At 46.6% G+C, this 24,628-nt stretch carries 16 protein-coding genes and 1 pseudogene; 5 read left to right on the top strand and 12 right to left on the bottom strand.

Annotation, left to right across the window (positions count from 1 at the left end; all coding sequences use genetic code 11):
* Window positions 1-1,119: 1,119 nt before the first annotated feature.
* The 6 genes from HMPREF2955_RS06835 to radA form a co-directional block, all read right to left on the bottom strand.
* Window positions 1,120-2,370 (bottom strand): type IX secretion system plug protein, encoded by a 1,251-nt coding sequence (locus HMPREF2955_RS06835; protein ID WP_371326384.1) that lies wholly within the window; start codon window positions 2,368-2,370, stop codon window positions 1,120-1,122.
* Window positions 2,371-2,542: 172 nt separating this feature from the next.
* Window positions 2,543-3,796 carry a phosphoglycerate kinase gene (gene pgk / locus HMPREF2955_RS06840; protein WP_009230113.1) on the bottom strand — a complete coding sequence of 418 codons (1,254 nt, stop codon included), beginning with the start codon at window positions 3,794-3,796 and terminating at the stop codon, window positions 2,543-2,545.
* 297 nt (window positions 3,797-4,093) lie between these two features.
* Complete coding sequence (locus tag HMPREF2955_RS06845) at window positions 4,094-4,735, bottom strand: nitroreductase family protein (protein ID WP_070722113.1); 642 nt, start codon at window positions 4,733-4,735, stop codon at window positions 4,094-4,096.
* A gap of 5 nt (window positions 4,736-4,740) precedes the next feature.
* Entirely contained in the window at window positions 4,741-5,835 is a 1,095-nt protein-coding gene (locus HMPREF2955_RS06850) for an FMN-binding protein (RefSeq protein ID WP_070722116.1), read from the bottom strand.
* Window positions 5,836-5,911: 76 nt separating this feature from the next.
* The gene (queC, locus tag HMPREF2955_RS06855; protein WP_044259719.1) at window positions 5,912-6,565 is read right to left on the bottom strand and encodes a 7-cyano-7-deazaguanine synthase QueC; all 654 of its coding nucleotides are present in this window, start codon (window positions 6,563-6,565) and stop codon (window positions 5,912-5,914) included.
* Between the two features lie 94 nt (window positions 6,566-6,659).
* Window positions 6,660-8,048: a DNA repair protein RadA gene (gene radA, locus HMPREF2955_RS06860; protein ID WP_070722118.1), complete on the bottom strand. Its 1,389-nt coding sequence runs from the start codon at window positions 8,046-8,048 to the stop codon at window positions 6,660-6,662.
* Window positions 8,049-8,175: 127 nt separating this feature from the next.
* Between radA and HMPREF2955_RS06865 the strand changes: the two genes are divergently transcribed.
* The 4 genes from HMPREF2955_RS06865 (at window position 8,176) to uvrA (ending at window position 14,949) form a co-directional block, all read left to right on the top strand.
* Window positions 8,176-9,084, top strand: coding sequence for an ABC transporter substrate-binding protein (locus tag HMPREF2955_RS06865; RefSeq protein WP_070722120.1), 909 nt, complete (start codon window positions 8,176-8,178; stop codon window positions 9,082-9,084).
* Window positions 9,081-11,339, top strand: a complete 2,259-nt coding sequence (locus tag HMPREF2955_RS06870) for a tetratricopeptide repeat protein (RefSeq protein WP_070722122.1) — start codon at window positions 9,081-9,083, stop codon at window positions 11,337-11,339. Before HMPREF2955_RS06865 ends, HMPREF2955_RS06870 begins: the two co-directional genes overlap by 4 nt.
* A 1-nt stretch (window position 11,340) precedes the next feature.
* Window positions 11,341-12,039 carry a T9SS type B sorting domain-containing protein gene (locus HMPREF2955_RS06875; protein WP_070722124.1) on the top strand — a complete coding sequence of 233 codons (699 nt, stop codon included), beginning with the start codon at window positions 11,341-11,343 and terminating at the stop codon, window positions 12,037-12,039.
* 81 nt (window positions 12,040-12,120) lie between these two features.
* Window positions 12,121-14,949, top strand: a complete 2,829-nt coding sequence (gene uvrA / locus HMPREF2955_RS06880) for an excinuclease ABC subunit UvrA (protein ID WP_070722126.1) — start codon at window positions 12,121-12,123, stop codon at window positions 14,947-14,949.
* A gap of 204 nt (window positions 14,950-15,153) precedes the next feature.
* Here the strand turns inward: uvrA and HMPREF2955_RS06885 are convergent, their stop codons facing one another.
* Together HMPREF2955_RS06885 and HMPREF2955_RS06890 are read right to left on the bottom strand one after the other, a co-directional pair.
* Window positions 15,154-16,665, bottom strand: coding sequence for a hypothetical protein (locus HMPREF2955_RS06885; protein WP_070722127.1), 1,512 nt, complete (start codon window positions 16,663-16,665; stop codon window positions 15,154-15,156).
* Between the two features lie 2 nt (window positions 16,666-16,667).
* Window positions 16,668-17,243: a hypothetical protein gene (locus HMPREF2955_RS06890; RefSeq protein ID WP_070722129.1), complete on the bottom strand. Its 576-nt coding sequence runs from the start codon at window positions 17,241-17,243 to the stop codon at window positions 16,668-16,670.
* Between the two features lie 328 nt (window positions 17,244-17,571).
* On the opposite strand from HMPREF2955_RS06890, the pseudogene HMPREF2955_RS16830 reads away from it, so the two are divergent.
* Window positions 17,572-17,709: pseudogene (locus HMPREF2955_RS16830) on the top strand (transposase); the annotation flags it as partial.
* Between the two features lie 1,316 nt (window positions 17,710-19,025).
* Here HMPREF2955_RS16830 and HMPREF2955_RS06900 read toward each other — a convergent pair.
* The 4 genes from HMPREF2955_RS06900 to HMPREF2955_RS06915 form a co-directional block, all read right to left on the bottom strand.
* The gene (locus tag HMPREF2955_RS06900; RefSeq protein ID WP_070722133.1) at window positions 19,026-19,616 is read right to left on the bottom strand and encodes a hypothetical protein; all 591 of its coding nucleotides are present in this window, start codon (window positions 19,614-19,616) and stop codon (window positions 19,026-19,028) included.
* Between the two features lie 345 nt (window positions 19,617-19,961).
* On the bottom strand, window positions 19,962-20,828 hold the full coding sequence (locus tag HMPREF2955_RS06905) for a hypothetical protein (protein WP_070722135.1): 867 nt from the start codon (window positions 20,826-20,828) through the stop codon (window positions 19,962-19,964).
* Window positions 20,829-21,002: 174 nt separating this feature from the next.
* Complete coding sequence (locus HMPREF2955_RS06910; RefSeq protein ID WP_070722137.1) at window positions 21,003-23,144, bottom strand: peptidylprolyl isomerase; 2,142 nt, start codon at window positions 23,142-23,144, stop codon at window positions 21,003-21,005.
* Window positions 23,145-23,321: 177 nt separating this feature from the next.
* Entirely contained in the window at window positions 23,322-24,596 is a 1,275-nt protein-coding gene (locus tag HMPREF2955_RS06915) for a hemolysin family protein (RefSeq protein WP_070722139.1), read from the bottom strand.
* Between the last annotated feature and the right edge of the window lie 32 nt (window positions 24,597-24,628).

Raw genomic sequence — 24,628 nt, forward strand, 5'->3', positions numbered from 1 at the left:
TACGATAAAATGAATATTTATTTCAAGAAACCGCAATTTGTACCATATTTGGGGCTATTTGCTGCTAAATGTACTGCAATTTGCTGCAAAACGCAGTGCAATATGCCGCTAAACGCAGTGCGATATGCCGCTAAACGCAGTGCGTTTTGGTGCTAAATGCAGTGCGTTTTGGTGCTAAACGCAAGGTAAAATGGTGCAAAATGCAGTGCAAAATGCGGCTAAACGCAAGACGAAAAGAATAAATATGCGCCGCAATGGTATAAACAAAACCTTTAAGAATCATGAAACACATGGCAAAAAAGGGCAAAATGGTGGTTAAAAAGTGAGGTTTTAGGGGCTAAAAGTGGGTAATTGGGGGTAAAAAATAATGAGTTGGCAACCAATCTAGAAAGGCTAAATGGTACAAAATGCAGGTCTTTTTCTTAAAATTGAACATATCGGAAGACGTAAAAGACCCAAAATAGTGGCAATTTACCTACTTTATGGCCAATATTCTCGCTAGAACGGAACGAAAATTCGAACGACATTGTAAAATAAAAGATAGCAATTTAAGTTTTTGAGTTGATGAGTTTTTGAGTTGATAAGTTTTTGAGCTGATAAGTTTTTGAGTTGATAAGTTTTTGAGCTGATGATGTTTTGGAGTTAATGGGTTTTGGAGTTGGGAAACTTTTGAGTTGATGAACTTTTAAGTTGATGATGTTTTGGTTTAATGGGCTTTGGAGTTGGGGCGTTTGTGAATTTGTGAGTTGACGTCTTCGGGAGTTGTTGGGCTTTTGTGAGTTTATAAGCCAGTGAGTTGGCTTGTCCCACACTTCTCTCAATTTATAGAAACATTAAAAGTCAAGACGACTTTAAAGATAATAAACTCCTCTCAATTTGTCGAGATTTAAAAAGTCTAGATGACTTCAATGTCGGATTATTGGTTGACGGGTTGACAAGTTGACTGGTTGGCGAGTTGACGAGTTGATAAGTTGACGAGTTAACGTGTTAACAAGGCTACATAGCACTCTATAACCACGCATTTGGCTTAACTCCTTAACTCCTTAACTCCTCAACACCTTAACCCCTTAACTCCTCAACTCCCTAACCCCTTAACACCTTAACTCCTTAACCACTCAACTACCGCCTTATCTCTGCAAACCCCACCAGCCTATCGGCCCTTTCGCCCATTTTTCGATAATAAACAAGGGCCTGATAGCGGTTCTCGGTTTGGTAAAACGAACCCTCCGAAGGTACAGTCGCTATCTGTCCGTTGGGCTGTTGCCAAACGTATTGGTACGAATAATAACCCTGTTTGAGCAAGAGCGACAAGCGATAGCACTGCGCCCCCTCGTCGAACTGCATCTTGTAAGGCGCGGAAAGCTGGTCGTTTGTCCACACGCCGTTCACAAACACATCGCCAGCCAAACGCGGCGAACGCAAAGTGAAGTGCACATGAATGTATTCGGAGGTGCTGTTGTTTTCCCTATTGTCGCTGTTGCGGATGTAAAACGCACCGTTGGCATCTTCGTCGAACACGTAACTGCCGCGTGGTTCGTCGGGCCAAAGGTAGGCGTGGTAGGCATCGCCGTCCCAATCTATCTTCTCAACGCCCATGTTGGCATGTCGTACATCCAGCATTTCGAACTTGCGATACTCGTTACCTGCCTCGAAAACAAGCTGTGCGTTGTGCGACCAACGCAGTCCGTCGCCCATCACAAATTGGGGTTTGGCGTTCACAACGGCGTTATCCCATCGTCCATTTTGCATCACCACAGTGTGGATTTGCCGCTGAACGTCGGTAACAGACAAGCCTCCGCCATACTTCACCTCCATTGCCACCTGCTGCCAACGGCTGTTAATGCCCTTATCCGTATTGGCATCTACGCTGAGTTTAACGCCCATGCGTGGTTCAACCACCATAAAACAGCATTCGGCCACGGGCTTGTCGTCGTCGTTGGCATCGTAGATGGTAACGCGATAGTTGCCGCTCATCGTCAGTTTGCACCGCTCGTTGGGAATCTGCAGATGATAATGTGTATACAGCACGTTTGTGTTTATCGACTGTTCCACATCCTCTATCACGTTGTCTGTATTAAATCCGTCTATATAATCACTCACAAAGAGGTCGCCAGACGTGCTCCAATCGGCGTTGCAATGCTCCACTTTATAGGCATAACGCCGATATTCGTGCGTCAGGTCGTCGAAAGCGATGTTCACCGGCACGCCTTCCCCCAAGCCGATAACAGGCATTGAGAGCCAATTGTTGCCGGCCACCACCAGCAACGAGGCTATGTCGGGGTTTAAAATGCGGTTGCGCTGAGCCCAGCCTGCAAGCGAAAGCCACAGGCAGAGCATAAAAAGGGTAAATCGTAATGGGCGCATAAGCATGCGATAAAAGGTGTAAGGGGGGTAGGAGAAAGAAAAAATCGGCAAGCCTAACACATGGGTTTAGGCTTGCCGATACATATTTATTTCTATCGTTTAAGGCGTGTTATGCAGGCACGCTTTGGCCAAACAAGGCCGCAATGTGCTGTCAAAACCATCACCCTTCCGAGGAAACTTATTCGCCTTGCAGGGCAGCAACGCCGGGCAGAACCTTACCCTCGATGGCCTCGAGCATGGCACCACCACCCGTAGAAACGTAAGAAACCTTGTCGGCAAGACCAAATTTGTTAACCGCAGCAACCGAGTCGCCACCGCCTACAAGCGAGTATGCGCCGTTTTCTTGTGTTGCTTGGGCAACGTACTTGGCAATTTCGCCCGTACCGTGAGCAAAGTTTTCAAACTCGAATACACCTACGGGACCGTTCCAAAGGATGGTCTTAGATTCGAGAATGATTTTCTTCCAGATGGCCAACGACTCTTCCGAGGCATCCATACCTTCCCATCCGTCGGGTATTTGGTCGATGGGCACCACCTTACGGTTGGCGTTATTGTCGAACTTATCGGCAGCAACGGTGGCCACAGACAAGCTTAGGTTAACGCCCTTTTCCTTTGCAGCAGCGATAACGTTCAGCGCTTCGGGCATCAAATCGTCCTCATGCAGCGAGTCGCCAATCTTCCCGCCCTGTGCTTTTACAAAGGTATAGCCCATGCCGCCGCCAATGATGAGGTTGTCTACCTTGTCAAGCAAGTTCTTAATTACGCCCAACTTGGAGCTTACTTTCGAGCCACCGATGATGGCCGTGAAGGGGTGTTGCGCATTCTTCAACACGTTGTCGATGGCTGTCACCTCTTTTTCCATCAAGTAACCCAACATCTTCGAGTCGGCATCGAAGTAATCGGCGATGACAGCAGTTGAGGCATGACGGCGGTGAGCCGTACCGAAAGCATCGTTAACATATACGTCGGCATACGAGGCCAACTTCTTGGCAAAGTCTTTTTGCTTAGCCTTCATTTCCTTCTTTGCCTCATCGTAAGCGGGGTCGGCCTTGTCAATGCCCACAGGCTTGCCCTCTTCTTCGGGGTAGAATCGTAGATTTTCTAGCAACAGGGCCTCGCCCATCTTGAGGTTGGCGGCTGCATCGGTGGCGTTAGCGCAATCGTCGGCGAACTTTACGGGTACGCCCAAGCGTTCTGATACCTTGTTGACGATTTGCGAGAGCGACAATTTGGGGTTCACCTTGCCTTTGGGTTTGCCCATGTGGCTCATCATAATAACGGCGCCACCGTCGGCCAATATCTTCTTCAAAGTGGGGAGAGCACCACGAATACGGGTGTCGTCGGTGATGTTTCCGTTCTCGTCCAATGGCACGTTAAAGTCCACACGTACAATTGCCTTTTTGCCGGCAAAGTTGAATTGTTCGATTTTCATCTTTATTAATGTTATGAATATTTTGTTTTATGCCTGAATTGACATGCACAAAGTTAGTGATTTATCTTGATATACAGCTTTTTTTGATAGGAAAATCGCCTTTTTGCTTACAAGATACGGCTTTACTGGCACCACCAAACGTAATTTGCAATGTACACTTGCCAAACGCATTCGCCAGGCAGACAAGCGAAACGACACTGCCCCACGTGCAGACCACGCACGCTGAATGTGGGGGAAACCACATTATGCCAGGCACGATGTCCCATATTTTATGCCGTTCGTTTCCGCTTTGCTCCGCTACATCTCTTGTCCGCCATACACGTTATACGATACCTTTTGGGCATCCCACTTGTTTTTTGCCTTCGTTTCGCCCTTGGGATAGCCAATAACAATCATGCTTAGAGGCACCATCGTTTCGGGCAATTTCAGCACTTTGCTCATTTCGGAACTACGTTTTTCTAGGGGATAAGCGCCTGTCCACACCGCCCCAAGCCCCATAGCATGGGCAGTAAGCAAGATGTTTTCGGTGGCAGCAGCGCAGTCTTGAACCCAAAAATCGCGCCCTGCTCCCTCAATGGCCTTGGTCATGTCGCCACAAACCACGATGGCAAGGGGTGCATCTTTTGCAAAATCAGCCTGGGCGTTGGTCTCGGCAAGAGCCGCCAACAACTTCTTTTCGGCAACCACCACGAAGTACCACGGCTGCTTATTCACAGCCGTAGGCGCCGCCATACCAGCGCGGAGCAACTTTTCCACCTTATCTTTCTCCACGGCTTTGCCTTGATAGGCACGAACAGATGTGCGCGAAAGGATGTTGTTGTACACCACATCATCGCTAGCAGAGGCTTGCGAACCGACAGCACCACTCATGACTAGCTTGGCGCAAAGAAACACCAAAGCCAAGGCCAGCGCAAAATTGAGTATTGTTGAAATCTTCATGACTTTTATTTCTTATCAAACGGAGTTGAATATTGGCTATACTTAAAGAGCGAACCCGTTGGACAAACGAAACGGCAATAGGGACGAACGACCACCGTTGAAAGCAAAACGAAAGCTAAGGCTATGCCAATGACCACCCAAGAGGCCGACCCGAAGATGAATGCAGAAAAAGGTTCATAGTCTATCCAATCGAACCACACGCCTGTCCACAAACAAAACATCAGCACGGCCCAAAGTATTTGCCTGAACAGGTCTAGGCGTTTCATAGTCTTGGGCCTCATCTTTATCTTGTAACGCACGCACTTGCCTGCTAATTCTTGCAACGAGCCATAGGGGCACACGTTGGTGCAATAGTACGATTTCTTACCAAAAAGCGGATAAACAAAAGCCGTGACAAGCATCACAACAGGAACGAGCAGGGCAAGAACGTTCATGCCGTTAGACATGTAGCTCACCATTGAGGTGTAATTGAGGAACGTACCGCACCAAAAGCCTAGTATTGCCACATTCAACACATGCTGCACAAGTCGGTAAAGCCTATTCTTAATGAAGAGCGGAAGTATGGCAGCCATCAATGCAACGGCCAATGCAACAAGCGATTTGGCAGAAAGGTCTAACTTAGACCAAATGTTGGCGTCGGCCTTAGCCTTGGCCGCATACAGCAATCCCCTACGCATGTTCTCTACAATGGCTTTAGAAGTGAACGTTGCACCCGACACTGCATCCACCTGCATGCGTTGTGCCTCATCAATAGATTTACCGTTCCACTTGGTGAGCAGCTGCGAAGCCTCTTCAAAAAACTCAGGCGTTTCGGCATTGTCCAGTGCCTTTACACCAACCACATGGTCGTCTTTCAACGATATTTCCAAAGGCACCGTTCCGCTATAACCCACTACATCTTTGCCTAGGGCAGTGGTATTAACAACCACCGTGCCGTCGTCCAACGTCCTTATCGTGTCTTCGCCGGCTGCAATTGCCTTTTCCTTCTGCAACAGGTCGTGTCCTTGTATCTTACCATCCCTGCAAATGCTCACGCCAAGCACAAGCAAAAAACAGGTGATAAGACTTAGCAGTTGTTGCCATTTTGCCGGTTTACTCATTATATATATGTGCTGTGTTGGTTATCATTAACTCGCGAAAATCACGCGCCAAGCTACGCTTTCGCAAACATCGGCATTACGATTGGTATGTGGTGTTGTCTTCTATTCCGGCCTCGCGCAAAGCCTCCTTACGCTCAACACAAGTGCCGCAAGTGCCGCAATGCACGTGGCCACCCTTATAACACGACCACGTTTCGGCATAATCTATGCCCAAAGCCCTGCCGCGGCGCGCAATGTCGGCCTTGCTGATGTTGGTATATGGTGCCACAACGCGTACACGAGCGAATGTGCCTGCCTCAACAGCAGCATCCATAGCGGCGATAAATTCGGGGCGACAATCGGGATAAATGGTGTGGTCGCCGCCGTGATTGGCAATAAGCACCTTAGTCAACCCATTGCTTTCGGCTATGCCTGCCGCCACTGCAAGCATCACGCCGTTGCGAAAAGGCACAACGGTCGACTTCATATTCTCCTCGTCGTAACTACCGTCGGGTATGCTGTCGCCACTCTCCAACAAACTACTCTTAAAATATTGGTGCATAAAGCCAAGTGGAACAACCACATGCTCAATGCCCAAGCGTTGGCAATGCAAGGCCGCCAAAGGCAGTTCGTTGTGGTTATGGTTGCTGCCATAGTCGAAAGAAATGCCCAATGCAATCTCGTCTTTCTTTTCGTAAAGCAGCGTAACGCTGTCCATTCCGCCACTCACTACAATTACCGAATCTTTCATTTGCTTATTATATCATTAAATAAAAACTTACCAACTGCGCCACAACACCTTCAAAAAAGGACCATGAAAGTCAGCAAAGCTTGGTGATAAAGCGTTATCCGAACAAGATGCGCAACGCCTCTTCTACCTTGCGAACGGGGTGCAGTTTGATGCGATAACGCGATGGGTCGATGCCCGAAAGGTTGTTTTTGGGTATCACCATATCGGTAAAGCCAAGCTTTTCGGCCTCGGCAATGCGTTGTTCTATGCGGTTCACGGGGCGCACTTCGCCACTAAGTCCCACCTCACCAGCCATACACCATTCCTTATCTATGGGCGTATCTACATTGCTAGACAGCACGGCGGCAATGATACTAAGGTCCATTGCCAAGTCGGTTACGCGCAAACCGCCGGCGATGTTCACAAAAACGTCTTTCTGTATAAGCTTAAAGCCCACACGTTTTTCAAGTACGGCCAAGAGCATGTTCAGTCGGCGTTGGTCGAAACCCGTGGTGCTACGTTGCGGTGTGCCGTAGGCGGCAGTCGAAACCAAGGCTTGCGTTTCTACCAAAAACGGCCGTAGACCCTCGATGGCACAGCTAATGGCGATGCCCGAAAGGCCTTCGTGGTCGCGAGTAAGCAGCAGTTCGCTGGGATTAGACACTGGGCGGAGTCCATTTTGCTGCATTTCGTAGATGCCCAACTCGGAAGTAGAGCCAAAACGGTTCTTAATAGAGCGCAATATGCGGTACATATAATGCTGGTCGCCCTCAAATTGCAGCACCGTATCTACGATATGTTCTAATATTTTGGGGCCAGCCAGCACCCCCTCTTTGTTGATATGGCCAATGAGCAGCACAGGAACAGACGACGTTTTGGCATACCTAAGCAACGCCGAGGCACATTCGCGCACCTGAACGATACTTCCTGGCGAGCTATCAATAACTTCGCTCTCGATGGTTTGGATGGAATCCACGATAAGCAAGTCGGGCTTAACTTCGTCTACCTGCATCAAAATCTTCTCCAACGCGTTTTCGCTCAGCACGATAACGTTGTCTGCCACGTTCTCTTCTATGCGATCGGCGCGCATTTTCAGCTGATGCGTACTCTCTTCGCCACTAACGTAGAGTATTCGCTTTTCGGGCATTCGCAAAATGGTTTGCAAAACAAGGGTACTTTTGCCAATACCCGGTTCGCCACCAAGCAAAACGATAGAGCCACGCACTAGTCCGCCACCAAGTACGCGGTTAAGCTCGTCGTCGTGCAGGTCGATACGCGGTTCGTCTTTGGCTTGCACCTTCGATATGGGCATAGGTTTGTTTCTTGCGGAAGAGGCATTGCCTACCCCACCCGCAACTTGTCGGCGCGCGCCACTCGACACAGCGGGTGCTACGCGTATCTCTTTAAAGGTGTTCCACTGCCCACAACTCGGACACTTGCCAATCCATTTCACCGACTCGTGTCCACAATTGTCGCAGACGTATGCTGTTTTATCTTTTGCCATGGCCTACAAAATTACGAAATCTTTTTTTTCACAACAAAATTATTGCTAAATTTGCAAGGATAAAACCTCACGAAGAGGCCGCCTTGAATACGGCAAACAAGGTATTTAACTGCAAACACCAATTACAATGACCCTATTTCACATTCGCACGCTCGCCTTGGCCACGCTAACCACGCTGCTCTTTGCCTGCAACGGCAAGGGCAATGCGCCGCAAAAGCAAAGCGAACGGCAAACGACAAACGACTCGACACTGCGAATTGCGGTGATGCCCACACTCGATTGCCTACCGCTATACGTGGCAGATGCAACGGGATTGTTCGGCGAAGAGCACATCAACGTGCGATTAATGAAGTACACGGCACAGATGGATTGCGACACGGCCATACTTAGAGGCAGGGTTCAGGGCGTGTTCACCGACTTGGTTCGTGCCCAACGCCTGCGCCAAAAGGGAGCCAATCTGCACGAAGTGGGCGCAACAAACCTGCATTGGCAGCTGATAAGTAACCGCAATGCGCGCATAAAGGACGTGCGACAACTAGGAGATAAGATGGTGGGCATGACCCGTTTCTCGGCAACCGACTTTCTTACTGCCGACCTCATCGACCGCAGTAAGCCCAAAAACGAGGTTTTCCGCATACAGGTTAACAATGTGTTTATCCGCTTGAAGATGCTCGTTGGCTACGAAATAGATGCCGCTTTCATGCCCGAACCGCAAGCCACTGTGGCCCGAATGGGCAAGAATAACGTGCTGGCCGACACCCAAACGAAGGACATTAGGCTAGGCGTGGCCGTGTTCAGCATGGCCGCCAAAGACCAAAAGAAGGTGCGCCAAGCACTGCCTGCCTTTGTTAAGGCATACGATAGGGCGTGCGATTCGCTCAACATCAGGGGCATACAACATTATGCCGAGGTGCTGAAGACCCACTTCCAACTGAACGACGCTGCCGTAAAGGCACTGCCTAAAACAGCCTTTGCCAAGATGTCGCCCGTGAGAGAGAAAGACAGAAACGCCATTAAAGACTTTCCAACGCAATGAATAAAGACGACATTAACAACATCAGGTGGAGTATCAAGCCTGAGAGAGAAAGCATCCCCGGACTTATCCTCTTGTCGAAAGAACTAGGGGAGGCACTCAACAGAATGCGTAACGACATAAACAGTTTCGGACTAAGGAAGTATTACGAACGTTTGGAAAGCATCGAGGAAGACTATCGCTTGATGAAAGACTTCATTAAGCGCGGTTTCGACGACCCCAAGCGCGAGGAAGTGTACAACAGTCTGCTTAAAAGACTGTACCACCTGCACTGCGACGTGATGATAACGCGCAGAAAGCAAAACACGACGGGCTTTAACTATTACTCGCCGTTCAACGTGGCCACCATGCCGCTAGACGATATCAGGCAACGATTGGAAAGTTTCGTGCAAGACACCGCACTACTTTCGCTCGACCCGTCGGCAACTAACAGCGAAAAGAAAAAGGCGATATACGCAGAGCATCACGAACTGACGACAGCCCTGTTTTATCACCTGATGACCGACACGCATTGGAATGAAGAGACACAGAAGTTCTACCAAGAACTGCTGCTGTCGCCCACTATCGACAGCATGGATGCACAATTGCTCGTCGGTGCCTTGCTCTTAGCCTTGCTCTTAGCCTTCGATGCGCGTAAGTTTTCCACCCTACTCTACCTCTATCAGTACGCCACAGACCCACAAGTAAAGCAACGCGCCTTGGTGGGATGGGCACTTACGCTGCCAAAAATAGAGATAACGCTTTATCCCAACCTGGCCGAACAACTGCACAAAACCGTTAGTTCGCAAGCCGTTCAGCGCGAATTGCTTGAACTACAATACCAAATAGTGTATTGCATCAACGCCGAAAAGGCCATGCAAGAAATACATCGCGACATTCTCCCCACAATGATGCGCGGCCAAAACATCGTCTTGGGCACTGAAACAGAAGAACAAAAGCTGCAAGACATCCTCAACCCCGATGCCGAGGAACGGGCGATGGAGGACCTGGAGAAAAGCTATATGCGCATGATGGACATGCAACAAAAGGGCGTGGACGTGTATTTCGGGGGCTTTTCGCAAATGAAACGTTTCCCATTCTTCAATCGGGCCAGCAATTGGTTCGTGCCATACTACCCCGAACACCCAGAACTGAAACCCCTTGAAGGGCTAGACGAAACCCGTTTAGAGCAAAACATATTTGCGCACAGCTCGTTCTGCAACTCGGATAAGTATTCGTTGGAATTGGCTATGGCCATGATTGCCAACCAAATTCCTGCCGAACTGAAAAACGCCATCAACGCCAATGGCATCGAGATACAGGGCGACATGGACGTCGACAAAAGCAACCCGGCCTACATCAGGCGCATGTATCTGCAAGACTTATACCGCTTTTTCTTCCTCAACAACATGAAAGAAGAGTTCGTCAACCCTTTCCGAGGCGGTGGAATTGTGATGCGCGGACTGTTTTTCGGCAACCAATTGCTGGCACAAGTGGGGCTGTCGTCGCAGTTCGTAACCTTTGGTAAGTTCCTTTATAAAAGGGGACTTTGGCAGCTGCTGCAACTATTTACCTCGATATACGAGTTAGACACCACCCTAACCAGCAACGAGTGGCTCTACTTTCGCGCCGTGGCAGCCATGCAAACAGGTAAGTACGGCGAGGCTAAAAGGCACTTCGCCGAGCTGATGAACCGCTTGCCCGAAGACGACAAAGTGGCTCACGGCTATGTGGAAACATGTATTAAAAGCCACGATTTCGCGCAAGCAGAGCAGGTGTTAGAACGGTTACAGGGCAAAGGAAACATCTCGCCCGAGCAAGAACTGTTCCTGGCCAAGGGCTATGCCCGTGCAGGAAAAGCCGAGAAAGCCATCGAACTGTTGTTCAAACTCAACTACGAGCACCCCGACAACATGGAAGTGAAACGCCAGTTGGCACTAACCCAACTGCAAGAGGGCAAAGCTGAAACCGCCATCGACCTGCTGAACAGCATTGTTTACAACAACAATGAAAGCGATGCAAGAGACATTCTCTACCTGGCGGCCGCCCATTATTGGTTGGGCAACAACACGCAAAAGGCCATCGAACTGTTTGTGAACTTCCTCAAAAAAACAGGCGAAAAGCCCAACGAAACCCGCTCTGGAATAGACGAAATATTGCATTTGCTAGACTCTATGGCCGAGAAATACAACCGTTCGGCCATAGACATAAGGATATTGACAGACATTGTGGCCGACGAAATGGAGGCAAACAACTCGCCAAACATAAATAACGATTAGGATGAAAACCATCATACGCACTACATTCACACTGCTTTTCGCGGCTATGGCAACCTTCGCCTTTGCCGACGACACACCAACCATCAGCCCCGTGGCCACATTCTTCACCCCAAACGGCGAAGAACAAAGCAGCGATTACCAAGGTTCGGCACCGCTTAGGGCACGATTTCAGGCCAACGTTGCCAATGCCGACGGCTGGAACGCACACTACGAGTGGCGGTTTTACACCGACCCCAAACGCCAAACACCATATCTCTCGCGATTTGAAAAGGACACCGAGGTGACGTTCACCGTGGCCGGCATCCATTATGTGGAGCTTTACGCCACCTTTGTGCAAGGCACAGACACCGTAGAATATACGCAAGAGTACTGGAAAACGGCCGACCCCATACGCGTTAGCATTGCCGAGAGCAAGCTCGAAATGCCCAATGCCTTTACACCCAACGGCGATGGCGTGAACGATGTGTATCGGGCTAAGCCCGGTTATCAGTCGCTTGTAGAGTTCAAGGCATACATATTCAACCGCTGGGGGCAGAAAATATACGAATGGAAAGACCCTGCTGGCGGTTGGGATGGCAAGTTTAACGGACAAGATGTGAAAGAGGGCGTGTACTTCGTACAGGTTAATGCCAAAGGTGCCGACGGCAAAGTGTTTAACATCAAGAAAGACGTTAACCTGCTAAGGAGCTATATAGAATAATGTGCCCCTAAGACATGGGCCGGCTAAGGGTGACAAACAAAAAAGCACATCGCCCAACAATAATAACAACAGGACAACAAAATGCAAGACGAAAAGATAAATGTGTGGGGCGCGCGGGTGCACAATCTCAAAAACATAGATGTGGAAATACCGCGCAATAGCCTCACAGTCATCACCGGACTGTCGGGTTCGGGCAAGTCGTCGTTGGCCTTCGACACCATCTTTGCCGAAGGTCAACGTCGCTATATGGAGACGTTCTCTGCCTACGCACGCAACTTCTTGGGCAACATGGAGCGCCCCGACGTAGACAAGATAACTGGCCTGAGCCCAGTTATCAGCATCGAACAGAAAACAACCAACAAAAACCCACGCTCTACCGTAGGCACAACAACAGAGATTTACGACTATCTGCGACTGCTTTATGCACGCGCCGGCACTGCATATAGCTATGCCACAGGCGAGAAAATGGTGAAGTACACCGAAGAGAAGGTGATACAAATGATTTTGGAACGCTATGCCAACAAGCGCATCTACATTCTCGCGCCATTGGTGCACCAACGAAAGGGGCACTATCGAGAACTGTTCGAGAGCATGCGGCGAAAGGGTTATCTGTACATGCGCGTTGACGGCGAAATAACAGAGATTACCCGCGGCATGAAGGTAGACCGCTACAAAAACCACAATATCGAAGTGGTGATAGACAAGTTGAAGGTTCAAGGAAAAGACGACCAACGCCTGAAAAAGACCGTTGAGGTGGCCATGAAACAGGGCGACGGCGTTATTATGATTCTGGATAAAGATAACGACGAACTGAAAAGCTACTCTAAACGACTGATGGACCCCGTTACGGGTATCTCTTACCCCGAGCCTGCACCCAACAACTTCTCGTTCAACTCGCCCGAAGGCGCATGCCCTAAGTGCAAGGGACTGGGTTATGTCAATGAGATTGACCTCAAAAAGGTAATCCCCGACACCAATAAAAGCATCTACGAAGGAGCTATCGCACCGTTGGGAAAGTATAAAAACCAAATGATTTTTTGGCAGATTGACGCCATTCTCAAAAAGTACGACTGCGAATTAAAGACCTCCATCAAGGATGTTCCTGCCGATGCGCTCGACGAAATACTTTATGGTTCGATGGAAAGGGTGAAGATTGCAAAGGAACTCGTACACACTTCGAGCGACTTTTTCAGCACATACGATGGTCTGATAAAGTATCTTAAAAGCGTGATGGACAACGACGATTCGGCCAGCAGTCAGAAATGGGCCGACCAATTCTTGGCTACATGCCAGTGTCCCGACTGCAAAGGGCAGAAACTAAAACGCGAATCGCTGGCGTATCGCGTGTGGGACAAGAACATTGCCGAGCTAGCCAGCATGGATATCAGCGACTTGAAGACGTGGTTAGACAACGTTGAAGAGCATCTTGACACCAAAGGGCGAAAGATTGCGGCCGAAATTGTGAAGGAAATACGAACGCGCGTGAGCTTTCTGCTCGAAGTGGGGCTCGATTACCTCACGCTTAACCGCCAGTCGGTGTCGCTGTCGGGTGGCGAAAGCCAACGCATCAGGCTCGCCACACAGATTGGTTCGCAGTTGGTTAACGTGCTTTACATCCTCGACGAGCCAAGCATTGGCCTGCATCAGCGCGATAACGAGCGGCTGATTGCCTCTCTTAAAGAACTGCGCGACCTTGGAAACACCGTCATCGTTGTGGAACACGACAAGGATATGATGCTGGCCGCCGACTACATCATAGACATCGGCCCCAAGGCGGGCCGCAAAGGGGGCGAAGTGGTGTACCAAGGCACGCCCCAAAACATGCTGAAAGGCAACACCATCACCGCTAATTACCTTAATGGGCAAATGAAAATAGATGTGCCCGCCCACAGACGAGCGGGCAACGGCAAAAGCATTTGGATACGCGGAGCCAAAGGCAACAACCTAAAAAACGTGGATGTGGAGATACCCTTGGGCAAACTGATTGTCGTTACGGGCGTAAGCGGCTCTGGAAAGTCGACGCTCATCAACGAAACGCTGCAACCCATACTCTCGCAACACTTCTATCACTCGCTGAAAAGGCCCATGCCATACGATGATGTGGAGGGAATTGACAACGTTGACAAGGTAGTAAACGTAGACCAGTCGCCCTTGGGGCGCACGCCACGTTCTAATCCCGCAACCTACACGGGCGTTTTCAACGACATTCGCAACCTTTTCGTAAATCTTCCAGAGGCAATGATAAGGGGTTATAAGCCTGGTCGTTTCTCGTTTAACGTCAAGGGCGGCCGTTGCGAGGCCTGTTCGGGCAACGGATACAAAACCATTGAGATGAATGTACTGCCCGATGTGATGGTGCCTTGCGAGGTTTGCCACGGCAAACGCTATAACCGCGAAACGCTGGAAGTGAGGTATAAGGGCAAGAGCATTGCCGATGTGCTGGACATGACCATCAACCAAGCGGTGGAGTTTTTCGAAAACGTGCCCAACATCTTGCAGAAAATAAAGACCATTCAGGATGTGGGCTTGGGCTATATCAAACTGGGGCAACCCTCCACAACACTGTCGGGCGGCGAGAGTCAGCGTGTAAAGTTGGCCACCGAACTAAGCAAACGCGACACAGGAAAGACCATCTACATCCTCGACGAACCCACAACAGGACTGCACTTCGAGGATATTCGCATCCTAATGGACGTGTTACAGAAACTGGTAGACCGCGGCAACACGGTGCTAATCATCGAACACAACCTCGATGTGATTAAACTTGCCGACCATATCATCGACATGGGTCCCGAAGGTGGGCGCAACGGCGGCCTCCTCCTTTCGGCTGGAACACCCGAAGAGGTGGCCAAAAGCAAGGCAGGATTTACCCCCAAGTTCTTAAAACAAGAACTAGAAATGGGTAAATAAGCTTGAAATGGCTTTACATTTAAGGCTATTGGGGATAAGCAAATGGCAAACAAGCATGCCGTTTGCTTATCCACAATTCTTTTGAGTCTTTCTATTAAACAGCAACTATGCTACTTATTCAAATCAAAAGGTTATCTCAACAATATACACATGCAAGGTTCAGAAGTCATGAGCTTTCATTATTGAACACCAAAACTCATGCCTTTATAGATAACCAATTTGTCTAATTCCTATTACCCCCCTTCTTAACACCTTAATCATTGATGAACTGTATTGATTTATCTCATAACGGCCTGGTATATAAGTACTGAATGAACTTTCATGAGGGAGAAACTTCTCATATTCAAATAATGACAGGCCTAATTCCTTCAAGACTTCTTCAGGGAGTTTATAGTCTTGGTCTACAATGCCGAAGAAAGTACTTCCAGAAGAAACACAATATGAAAGTATCGCTTGGTCATACGCAAAAAAAGCAAAGGAGCCTACCATTGAACCCACAAAACTTCCAAGTAAGTAAGCAAATGGTAGCATGGGCAAGCAGCTTTGAAGAAGCGTTCCACCTCCTAAGCCACAAGCAGTAACAAACATGTTTCTTTGCAAATTATACGTAAAGTCATGTCGTGAAATACTACCTTTAGCTAACAAAAATGAATCTTTAAGTGTATTCATCACTACAACCGTCAATGCCCCTACAACTTCAGGGCTAACTGATTTAAGCGTTTCCCCCCATAACCCTGCGGTGCAAGATACAGTTACTGTTGCAGAAACAAAACCACGGATATATCCATCGGTAGACCCATCAAGGGCTGCAAAGCCGAGTGACTTGAGTTGCTGCTCATTAATTCTTCCTGTAGAAATAAGCTCATCAAGACACTTATAAATCTCTGGAGCAGTTTTAAGAACAAGTGAAATTGTTGCAGAAGTAAGCCCAGCTTTATTTCCCTGTTTAAGAACATGTTCAATCTTTATTAATTGCTCAGTGGAAAAACCATCTCTTGCTGCATCATATTCTCCCTTCTTAGCCTTTTCTGCTATATCGAGCAAGTGTTCTGTACTAACAGCATAAGACGTGGTTCCATCTGGAGCAATAATCATTGAAGTTAAATTTTCAAGAGTTTCCTGGTATCTTCTTACTTCATCAGGATTGGTAATCGTTCTGTTTGCTATTTGTTTTTTCAAATAAATTACTGCTTCTTTCAACTGGTCTGAAGGGAACAAACGCTTTTGACCTAAATAGATTGGGTCTGTTTTCAATACGACTAATGGATCTAATCCCTTTTCAGTAACAAACGTTTCAAATGTCAAATCAGCTCTCCCCGATGCAGCTCTATACTCTATGAACCTCTGAAAATGGCTTACAGACTGCGCTTTAGCAGAAGCTACTCCGTTAAATAAAGCCTTTAATCCATAATCTTCACCCCAATTCGTTGTTATATCAGCTGATGCATAGCCGTGATTTCTATCAACTATCGTACAATATTGAGATTCATTAATTGCAGCACTAATATTAAAACTTCCAGATGAACGAAACTCAAAAACATCACCTTTCAACTGTTTAATGCCTGTTTCAAATCCCTTAAACTTATTAATGTTAGATTGCAATTCATTACAAGCATCAGATACTTTGCCAACATAACCTGCCGCACTATGCACTCCATGTACAGCACCAACTATGTTGGAAAAAGATTCATATCCTCTTTCAAAAGATAACTTCATAACTACTTCAATTTACCAGCCACAAAAGATTTAAGATTATCTTTCGCAAACTTGTCAGTTGCCTTGTAAAGTAAGTACAGCTCTGCTTTCTTTTTCTTAGACATGTACTGCCATGCAGCTAATAATTGACCTATAGTTGTTGTACAAATTAGAGTTCCAACAACATATAACCATTTTTCGTTCAAACTAGCACTAAGCTGCCTTGCAACTTCAATAAAATCAACCTTTTCAACAAAAATACCCGCTACATTTCCCTGACTCTTGTATTTAGTGCCATTAGTTAACTTCTTTAATTGAAGTTGAGGATTTGATAAGTTTTCCTTTAACAATGACTTTGACAGAAAAAGAACATGGTTATCGTTACTCAGACTTGGTTCTTGACTAAGATACTGTTCCTCACTCCAAGCTGTACTACTGATAGACAGATCTCGAGCCTTGTTCTTTATAGAGTTAGCTACAGGCTTAGTAAACTTATCATACACTACAATAAACTTGTATTCCACACGATATGAAGTTGGATTATCACTTGTAAACATAATATCTATACTATTAGTTTGTTCTTGTTTTTCTCTTGTCATACTCAATGATCAATATCAACATCTTATTAAACTGAATCAAACCTACTCTAATAGTCAAGGTTGATTAGTTTATTATAAGTATTGCTGCTAAAATCAATGTATTATCAAAGCTATCTTATTTTAAGTTTGTGAATCTTCTGATATTCGCTACAAATATAATCAATATTTTAAACTATACGCCAATTTTATCAAAATAATTTGAGTAATTTATTTATTGAGTTCATCTTGACTTTTAATATTTCTACAAAGTGAGAGGTGCTTATTATCTTTGTACCGTAAGGCCAAGATAAACACTCCGCGCATGTACGAAGTACTAGACTAAGATACGATAAAATCTGAAATTTTGCGCCATTTGTCTGTGTCAAAACGTGGTTATGCCTCAAAAAGTGACCTGGCGGAAGTTATTCAATGTATTTTCTACAAGTTGAAAACTGGTTGCCAATGGCAGATTACTTCTGTGTTTGCATGATGCTGTTTCCGTTGGCCGTGGGCAGAATGCCCTGCAACCGCGCGCGTTGACGGTTGTAAGCAAACGTGCTTTCCGTCGCCGTTGCCTTTGCATGTGTACACAGCGCAATCTATTTTGTCTTGTTTTCAGTAAGAAATTTAACATTATGAGTGCAGTTTTCGCCAACAATCGCCCACCTTGCCGCAAAAAACCGATTCTCGCGAAGGTTCGTTTTGATGCAAAATGGGGTTAGTTGTACATGCAGGCAAAATGAATAATTATTTAAACTGACCGCCACTAACACCCGTTTTTTGGCGATTTGCAGCAAAATGTAGTGCGTTTTGCTGCAAAACGCAGTGTAATATGCCGCTAAACGCAATGCGTTTTGATGCTAAATGCAGTGCGTTTTGGCGCTAAATGCAAGGTAAAATGGTGCTAAATACAGGGCAAAGTGCTGCTAAATGAAAGGTAAAAAGCATAAAAATACACCGCAAATGTATAAATAAAACCTTTTAGAACCATTAAAAACATGGCTGGAAAGGGCAAAATAGACACTAAAAAGTGGCATTTTAGGGGCTAAAAGTGGGTTTTGGGGCGTAAAAAATAATGAGTTGGCAAGCAATCTAGAAAGGCAAAATGGTGCAAAATGCAGGTTTTGTGCTTAAAAATAGACAAAACAAGATGCTTGAAAGGCAAGAAAAAGAGGCTTTTTACCTACTTTTTAACCTGTTTTTTCGCTAGAACGAAGTGAAAAATAGAGATGGATTGTAAAATAAAAGACAACAATTTAAGATTTTGAGTTGATGGGTCTTTGGCTTTGCAAGTTGATGAGTTGATGTATTCGGGAGTTGCTGTTTTTTGTGAGTTTATAAGTCAGTGAGTTGATTTGTCCTGCTCTTCGTATATGATAGGAGGGTTTATCTTGGTTTTACGGCACAAAGACAATAAACTTCTCGTAATTTATAGAAATATTAAAAGTCAAGACGACCTCGTTGTATAAGACACAATGATTTAAATTAGAAAGTCGGTAATGTGGTTAACATACTAACGATGTGATGTGCGTTAGACGAGTTATCCTTACGCCAAACCACAGCTTTGGTTAATATTAATGCTCGTTAGACGATGGAACAACGAAGAAAATCCAAGCAGGTACGAAAAAAAGTGATGTCGCCCAATAAAACGCTAACTTATCAAAGGCATTATCATGGTGTATGAGGGAGACATTGATAGAACATGGAAAGAACTTCTCAAAACGAAACAAAAACGTTACTGCATCGTATTGAAACATAAACGGTAACTGCCACATTCTAGAAGTAAGTATAAAACGAGCGGCCTTACGCAACTGCATTCAAAGAGAAACGTATCACCTTCTTCTCTGTAAGGTCGACCAACACTCTGCCAAAATGCTTTCCGCCGTCATGCGGGAGACTGTAAACACGTTGAAGGTAAGCACTCACACTTTCCCCATAGTTCACATAAACAAAAGCAAGCAAGTTTATTTCCACAATTAGATGCCCCTTTTGCTCGTACCCAAGGTACTGCTTATAATAATGTGTGAGAGGTAAGGGCTTTATGTTCTCCATTACGTCGCACCCCTCTTTCCCCGTTTTCGTGCTCGCCTTAGAATCGACAACGAGGTGGTCTCCCCCATTCTCCACATACTTTTCCAATATTTTTTTGGCCATTTTCATTTCATCAACCGACAATTGATAAGGTTTCTTATCATTCCCAAACTCCTCATAAAACGTTTCTAATAACAGGATAAAGTCAAGAGAATCTTTATTGTCGTTAATGGCTTTGTAAAGCACACGAGGGTAAAGTCTTGCTTGTTCACGATCAAAAGTGCGAGGCTTACCAGTATGGTTGCATCCTGCAGCTACAACAAGAACAACTATCAACAAAACAGAAACTTTTATTGTATTCATATAGAATGGTTTTATATGGTATTACACTTAAAGATGCCGACAGCTAAATGCCTATTGCCAAAGCATAAGGAATGCTTGTTGGACTAAAAGCCAGAGAAAAGCTGTATTACAAAAAACTTTTCTCATGCAAGCATGTATTATTGTGATGTAAGTAACGTGGCATAGGCTGTGAAAAGCACTTGCAATGGTTTTATAAATTCGATGGCATTTTGGCACAGCTACCTGTAAGTAGAACATGATAAGTGCGTTTACACGCTAGTTTCACCCTACAAGCAAGTGTATAACGCACTTATCGCTATTTCGTATAGCTATGCCTATGCTACATAGAGCAAGACAAGCGGCATGTTATCCCTTCTTTTTCTTGGCTCCTTTCATCCAAAGATACAGCAGGAGGAGCAGGAAAACAACAAGGATGGAAGACAACTCGAAGACGTAATGCTGGGGTTCTGTCCAAAACTCCTTAAAGAAGTTGATGCGGCCCAATATCTCAACGGGCGTCCAAAAGACAATTACTGTGGCGATGGCCATGCGGATATTGGCTCCCCATGAGGCTAAATACAATTGCCGTTTCAACATGAAAAGCGAACCAACAAAGCAACCTAGGCCAACGAGGAAGGTAACAGGATGGTGATCGCCAAGGAAATTCTTGTCGTAACAGAACATCAAAAGCAGATAACAACCCCACAACATCATGTTCACTTCCATAAAGGTTACGATGCTGGTATGGCGCGTCATGGGTTGTGCAACGATGACTTTGCGCTGGTCGCGGAAACAAACCTTTTGTATCCAGGTGATGAAATCGCAACCGTTGCGCGTACTGAAAATGTACATCACCATCACCATCATCCACAAGCCAAAGGATGCGGGCATGATGAGATATTCGGGTTTGGTAACAACTTCGCCATTCTCTATTTCGGGCTGAACACCATAACGGCGAGCATAATAAAGGAAAAGGAACTCTACCCAACCTGTCCAAAAGAGCAGGCCACCTATCAACCCCCAAATGGTTTGCCGCGTATCGCCCTTGACGAACACGCCAACAATAACCATAACAAGGCCAACAAGCCCCAAAAGGAAACCTGCAACGTGCATGGCAGAAGGATTCATGGTATGCTCCATGATAATCATCAGCGCATGGCCCAAGGGCATGGAAAACAGCACAACTAGGAAAGAGGCGAGCGTGCGCCAAGGATACATTTGTTTTGTTTTCATCGTTTTAAAAAGTAAAAATGGCTCCGAAACATGTTCGGAGCCATTAGGTTGACTGTTACGCGCTACTATGTGCATCGCGTTGACACACAACAGCGCGATTTTATCGCAGGGCATAAAAGCTGTTTGGGTTATTAAAACAACTTAACGGCTTATGCCCCCGTTTGTAGCAATGATTTAGAAGAACAAATAGCGGTTGTCTACAACCTTGCCGTTGATGTACAGCTGGTTCATGAAGTTGCCCGCATATTGCATGGCACGCTGGCGGAGACGTAGTTCGGTTTCCTTAGCGTTATACTTCACGGGGCGCATGGTGCGACCTGTTACTTGGAACATGTAAACACCGGCGTTACCCTTAACGGGAGTCTTATCGAATGCACCCTTGGCAGTGGCTGCAACGGCACCGCTAAGTGCAGGTTCGCTTGCACCTGTTGCGGTAAGGAACACGGGCGAGGCAAAAGTAACTTGGTTAACGGGCGTTACCACGGCACCTTTAGCCTTTGCTGCGGCAATGCTTGTTACGCCATTGAGCTTAGCCAAAATCTGTTCGGCCTTCTTATCCCTTATCACTTCGGCCTTCACCATCTCTTTCACTTGCGAGTCGTTAAGGCTACGATAGCCCACAGGGTTGATGCGATCGAGTATCACAAGCAGCAAGTGGTTGTTGTCGCCACACTCGTAACGGGGCGATACGCTGCCTTCCTTAGCATCGAAGAGCCATTTCAAAGCCTCGCGCGTACTGCGGATGCCAGCCAAGTTGTGCTGAGAGGTGGTAACATCCTTAGCCTCTTGCACACGATAGCCGTTCTTTGCGGCATTCTTCACCACGGCATCGGCTGTGGCATTGGCACTAACGAAAGAGCTGAACTGATTGTAAGCCTTGCGATAGGTTTCTTTCGAGAAGTCGATGGTGCGCTTTACAACGGCTGCTTGGTACTTAGTAACCATGCCTTTGCGGTTGAGCACCTGCAAAATGATGTTGCCTTGCGCCAAGGTGATGTTCTTAATGTCGTTCACACCCATCGTGTTCAGACTGTTGATATAGTCTTTTGTGTCCTTGTCCATCGAGGGTGCCATTTGGTATTGGCGGGTGGTCATCCATGCTTTCTCGCCAGTTTGTCCGTATTTCTTAGCCAAAGCCTCGAAGTCGGCGCCGTTGGTGAGGGCAGTGTAGATAGAGTCGGCGGTTTTGTGTGCAGCCTCTGGCGTTACGCCACCCACTTGGATTTGGCGGTATTCAACAGAGTCGGGCAGCTGAACCTTGGCAACAAGCTTAACCAGGTTAAGCGTATTGTCTTGCTTATTCTCAACAGGACCATATACCGAGCCAACGCCCATCGAGTCGAGACGTGCTGCAATGTCACTTGGATAAGCGTCTTTGCCAACGGGTAGGCCCAAATAGTTTACAAGCGACGAACTCTTGCGTACCACGTTAGTTGGGTCGGCAGCCTCAGTCAGTTCCTTCGTGTAGTCGGCGAACTGCTTTTTCAAGCCAGCCTTGTCCTCAGGAGAAGCCTCAACCTGTATGTCAATGTATTTGATATCGCGTGTTTCAACATATTGCTTAAAGCGCGGTTTCAGTTCTTCGTATTTGGCTTTGAGGTCTGATTCGGAAACTTGCACCTTGCTGTCTTCAATGCTCGAATAAGGGAAAGCGGCCAACTGTATTTGGCTTTCTTCGTTCTCTTCCTTGAAAGCCATCTTAGCCTCTACGGGATTAGAGAGCAGGCAGTGAGCTAGCAGGCTCTGATATTTTTGTGCAAGCAACTGTGTGCGCAGCTGTTTCTCGATAAACGTCCAAAACTTGTAGATGGATTCGTATTGTTGAGCCATCTGGGGATTGGTTGTTTGTTGGTTCTTGTATTCGGCCAAGAACTTTTTGAGCGAGCTTGCATCGAAACGACCCGTCTGTTGGTTAACAAAGGGCGTCTGCATCAGCATGGGATTGGTGCCTTGGTTCAAGACGTTTTGCATCTCTTGGTCGGTAACGGTGAGCCCCAACTCTTTGGCCTCCTTCTCCACGAGCTTGTTTTGCACATAGCTAGTCCACACCATGTCCTTCACTTGGTTAAGCTGCTCGTCGTTCAGGTTATCCTGTCCTTGTTGCATTTTGATGGCCTCAGCGTACTCGTCAACCATTTTTTGGAATTCTTGAACGCTGATTTTCTGGCCATTCACCTCGCCAACCTGTTGTCGTTGGTTGTTGCGTGTGGCCTCGCAAGAACGGAATGCCTCTTCGGCAATAAATGCCAACAAGCCAAGACCAATGATTCCGATGAGAATCATGCCACGGCTTCTAATTTTTCCTAATACTGCCATTATTATTTTAGTTGTTTAATTTATTATTCGAGCTTTGGTTGGGGCGAGCCCCAAGCTGTCATCACGCCGTAGATGCTTGCATGGCAAAAGCAATTGGCTAGGGCTAATGAGCTTTAAAATGCGCACAAAAATACGAAAAAGAAATGATATTCTTTAACGTTTCGTGCAAAAAGTGCTTTATTGATGCACTTTTAGTTTCACGAGTTCGATTTTATTCATCGTGTTTTTGAGAATGCGAAACTGGTAAGAACCGATGTTTACCTCCTCGTTTATCTTCGGGAAACGCTGATAATGGTGCAAGATAAGTCCGCCGATGGTCATATAATCATCGCTTTCGGGCAGGTCTAAATCAAACATATTGTTCACCTTATCAATCTCCAAGCGGGCCGACAGCACATAATCGCCTTCTGCTGTTTGCTTGGCCACATACTTTTGGTTGTCGTGTTCGTCTTCTATATCGCCGAAAATCTCTTCAACGATGTCTTCAAGTGAAACTATTCCGCTGGTTCCCCCAAACTCGTCGACCACAACTCCTAAGCTACGTTTCTGCATTAAGAAGGTTTGCATCAGCTTTTGTGCCGCCATCGTTTCGGGAACGAATGGCATTTTGCGGATGTGCTGTTTCCATTGTTCGGGATTGCGAAACAGTTCGGAGGAGTGTATATAGCCAACTATGTGGTCGATGTCTTCTTGGTAGACGATAAGTTTGGAGTTTCCGCTTTCGATAAACTTCTGTGTAAGCTCGTCGATGGTACATTCGTTGAGGTCTACCGAGTTGATTTCGGTTCGCGGCACCATGCAATCGCGCACCTTGGTATCTCTAAATTCCAGGGCGTTTTGAAAGATTTTCACCTCGTCGTTGATGTCGTCTTCGTTCTTGGCACTGTCTAAACTGCTCTGTACGAGGTAGTCTAAGTCGGTTTTTGAAAAGAGGATGTTCTCGTTTTCCTTTTCAATCCGAACGCCAACGATGCGCATAAGGACGCGCGCCAGAAACGTTGAGAATCGGCTGAAAGGCCAAAGCAGCAGGTAACAAAGGTAAGCCGGCACGGCGAAGAAAGAAAACAGCCTGTTGGGGTTGCTCTTAAAGAAGGTCTTTGGCAGAAATTCGCCCGTAAAAAGCACGATAAGCGTTGAGAGGATGGTGTCGGCAGGCACGGTGAAACTGGCATCCATGCCGCGGAAGATGGTATTGTCGAAGAATTTAGCGATAAGTATACCATATACCACAAGCGCAATGTTGTTACCCACAAGCATCGTACTTACAAAGTTGTTGGGATTTTTATAGAAGATGGCCTGAACCTTTTGCGAGAGGCCGTTGCGTTCCTTGTCCATCTCAACAAGCATGCGATTGCTGGTGACAAAGGCTATTTCCATGCCCGAAAAGAACGCGGAAAACACCATCGTAACGAGTATGCCGAGTACAAGGCTTATACTAATAGGGTCGTCCATATAGAACTTAGAGTTGTCTTTTTGTTATGGGT

Origin of the sequence: Prevotella sp. HMSC073D09 (assembly GCF_001814145.1) — a bacterium.
In the GTDB taxonomy this organism is placed as follows: Bacteria; Bacteroidota; Bacteroidia; order Bacteroidales; family Bacteroidaceae; genus Prevotella; species Prevotella conceptionensis.

Coding starts and splice junctions, on each gene's coding strand:
- HMPREF2955_RS06835 (WP_371326384.1), bottom strand. CDS start 2,370: ATGCTTATGCGCCCATTACGATTTACCCTTTTTATGCTCTGCCTGTGG.
- pgk (WP_009230113.1), bottom strand. CDS start 3,796: ATGAAAATCGAACAATTCAACTTTGCCGGCAAAAAGGCAATTGTACGT.
- HMPREF2955_RS06845 (WP_070722113.1), bottom strand. CDS start 4,735: ATGAAGATTTCAACAATACTCAATTTTGCGCTGGCCTTGGCTTTGGTG.
- HMPREF2955_RS06850 (WP_070722116.1), bottom strand. CDS start 5,835: ATGAGTAAACCGGCAAAATGGCAACAACTGCTAAGTCTTATCACCTGT.
- queC (WP_044259719.1), bottom strand. CDS start 6,565: ATGAAAGATTCGGTAATTGTAGTGAGTGGCGGAATGGACAGCGTTACG.
- radA (WP_070722118.1), bottom strand. CDS start 8,048: ATGGCAAAAGATAAAACAGCATACGTCTGCGACAATTGTGGACACGAG.
- HMPREF2955_RS06865 (WP_070722120.1), top strand. CDS start 8,176: ATGACCCTATTTCACATTCGCACGCTCGCCTTGGCCACGCTAACCACG.
- HMPREF2955_RS06870 (WP_070722122.1), top strand. CDS start 9,081: ATGAATAAAGACGACATTAACAACATCAGGTGGAGTATCAAGCCTGAG.
- HMPREF2955_RS06875 (WP_070722124.1), top strand. CDS start 11,341: ATGAAAACCATCATACGCACTACATTCACACTGCTTTTCGCGGCTATG.
- uvrA (WP_070722126.1), top strand. CDS start 12,121: ATGCAAGACGAAAAGATAAATGTGTGGGGCGCGCGGGTGCACAATCTC.
- HMPREF2955_RS06885 (WP_070722127.1), bottom strand. CDS start 16,665: ATGAAGTTATCTTTTGAAAGAGGATATGAATCTTTTTCCAACATAGTT.
- HMPREF2955_RS06890 (WP_070722129.1), bottom strand. CDS start 17,243: ATGACAAGAGAAAAACAAGAACAAACTAATAGTATAGATATTATGTTT.
- HMPREF2955_RS06900 (WP_070722133.1), bottom strand. CDS start 19,616: ATGAATACAATAAAAGTTTCTGTTTTGTTGATAGTTGTTCTTGTTGTA.
- HMPREF2955_RS06905 (WP_070722135.1), bottom strand. CDS start 20,828: ATGAAAACAAAACAAATGTATCCTTGGCGCACGCTCGCCTCTTTCCTA.
- HMPREF2955_RS06910 (WP_070722137.1), bottom strand. CDS start 23,144: ATGGCAGTATTAGGAAAAATTAGAAGCCGTGGCATGATTCTCATCGGA.
- HMPREF2955_RS06915 (WP_070722139.1), bottom strand. CDS start 24,596: ATGGACGACCCTATTAGTATAAGCCTTGTACTCGGCATACTCGTTACG.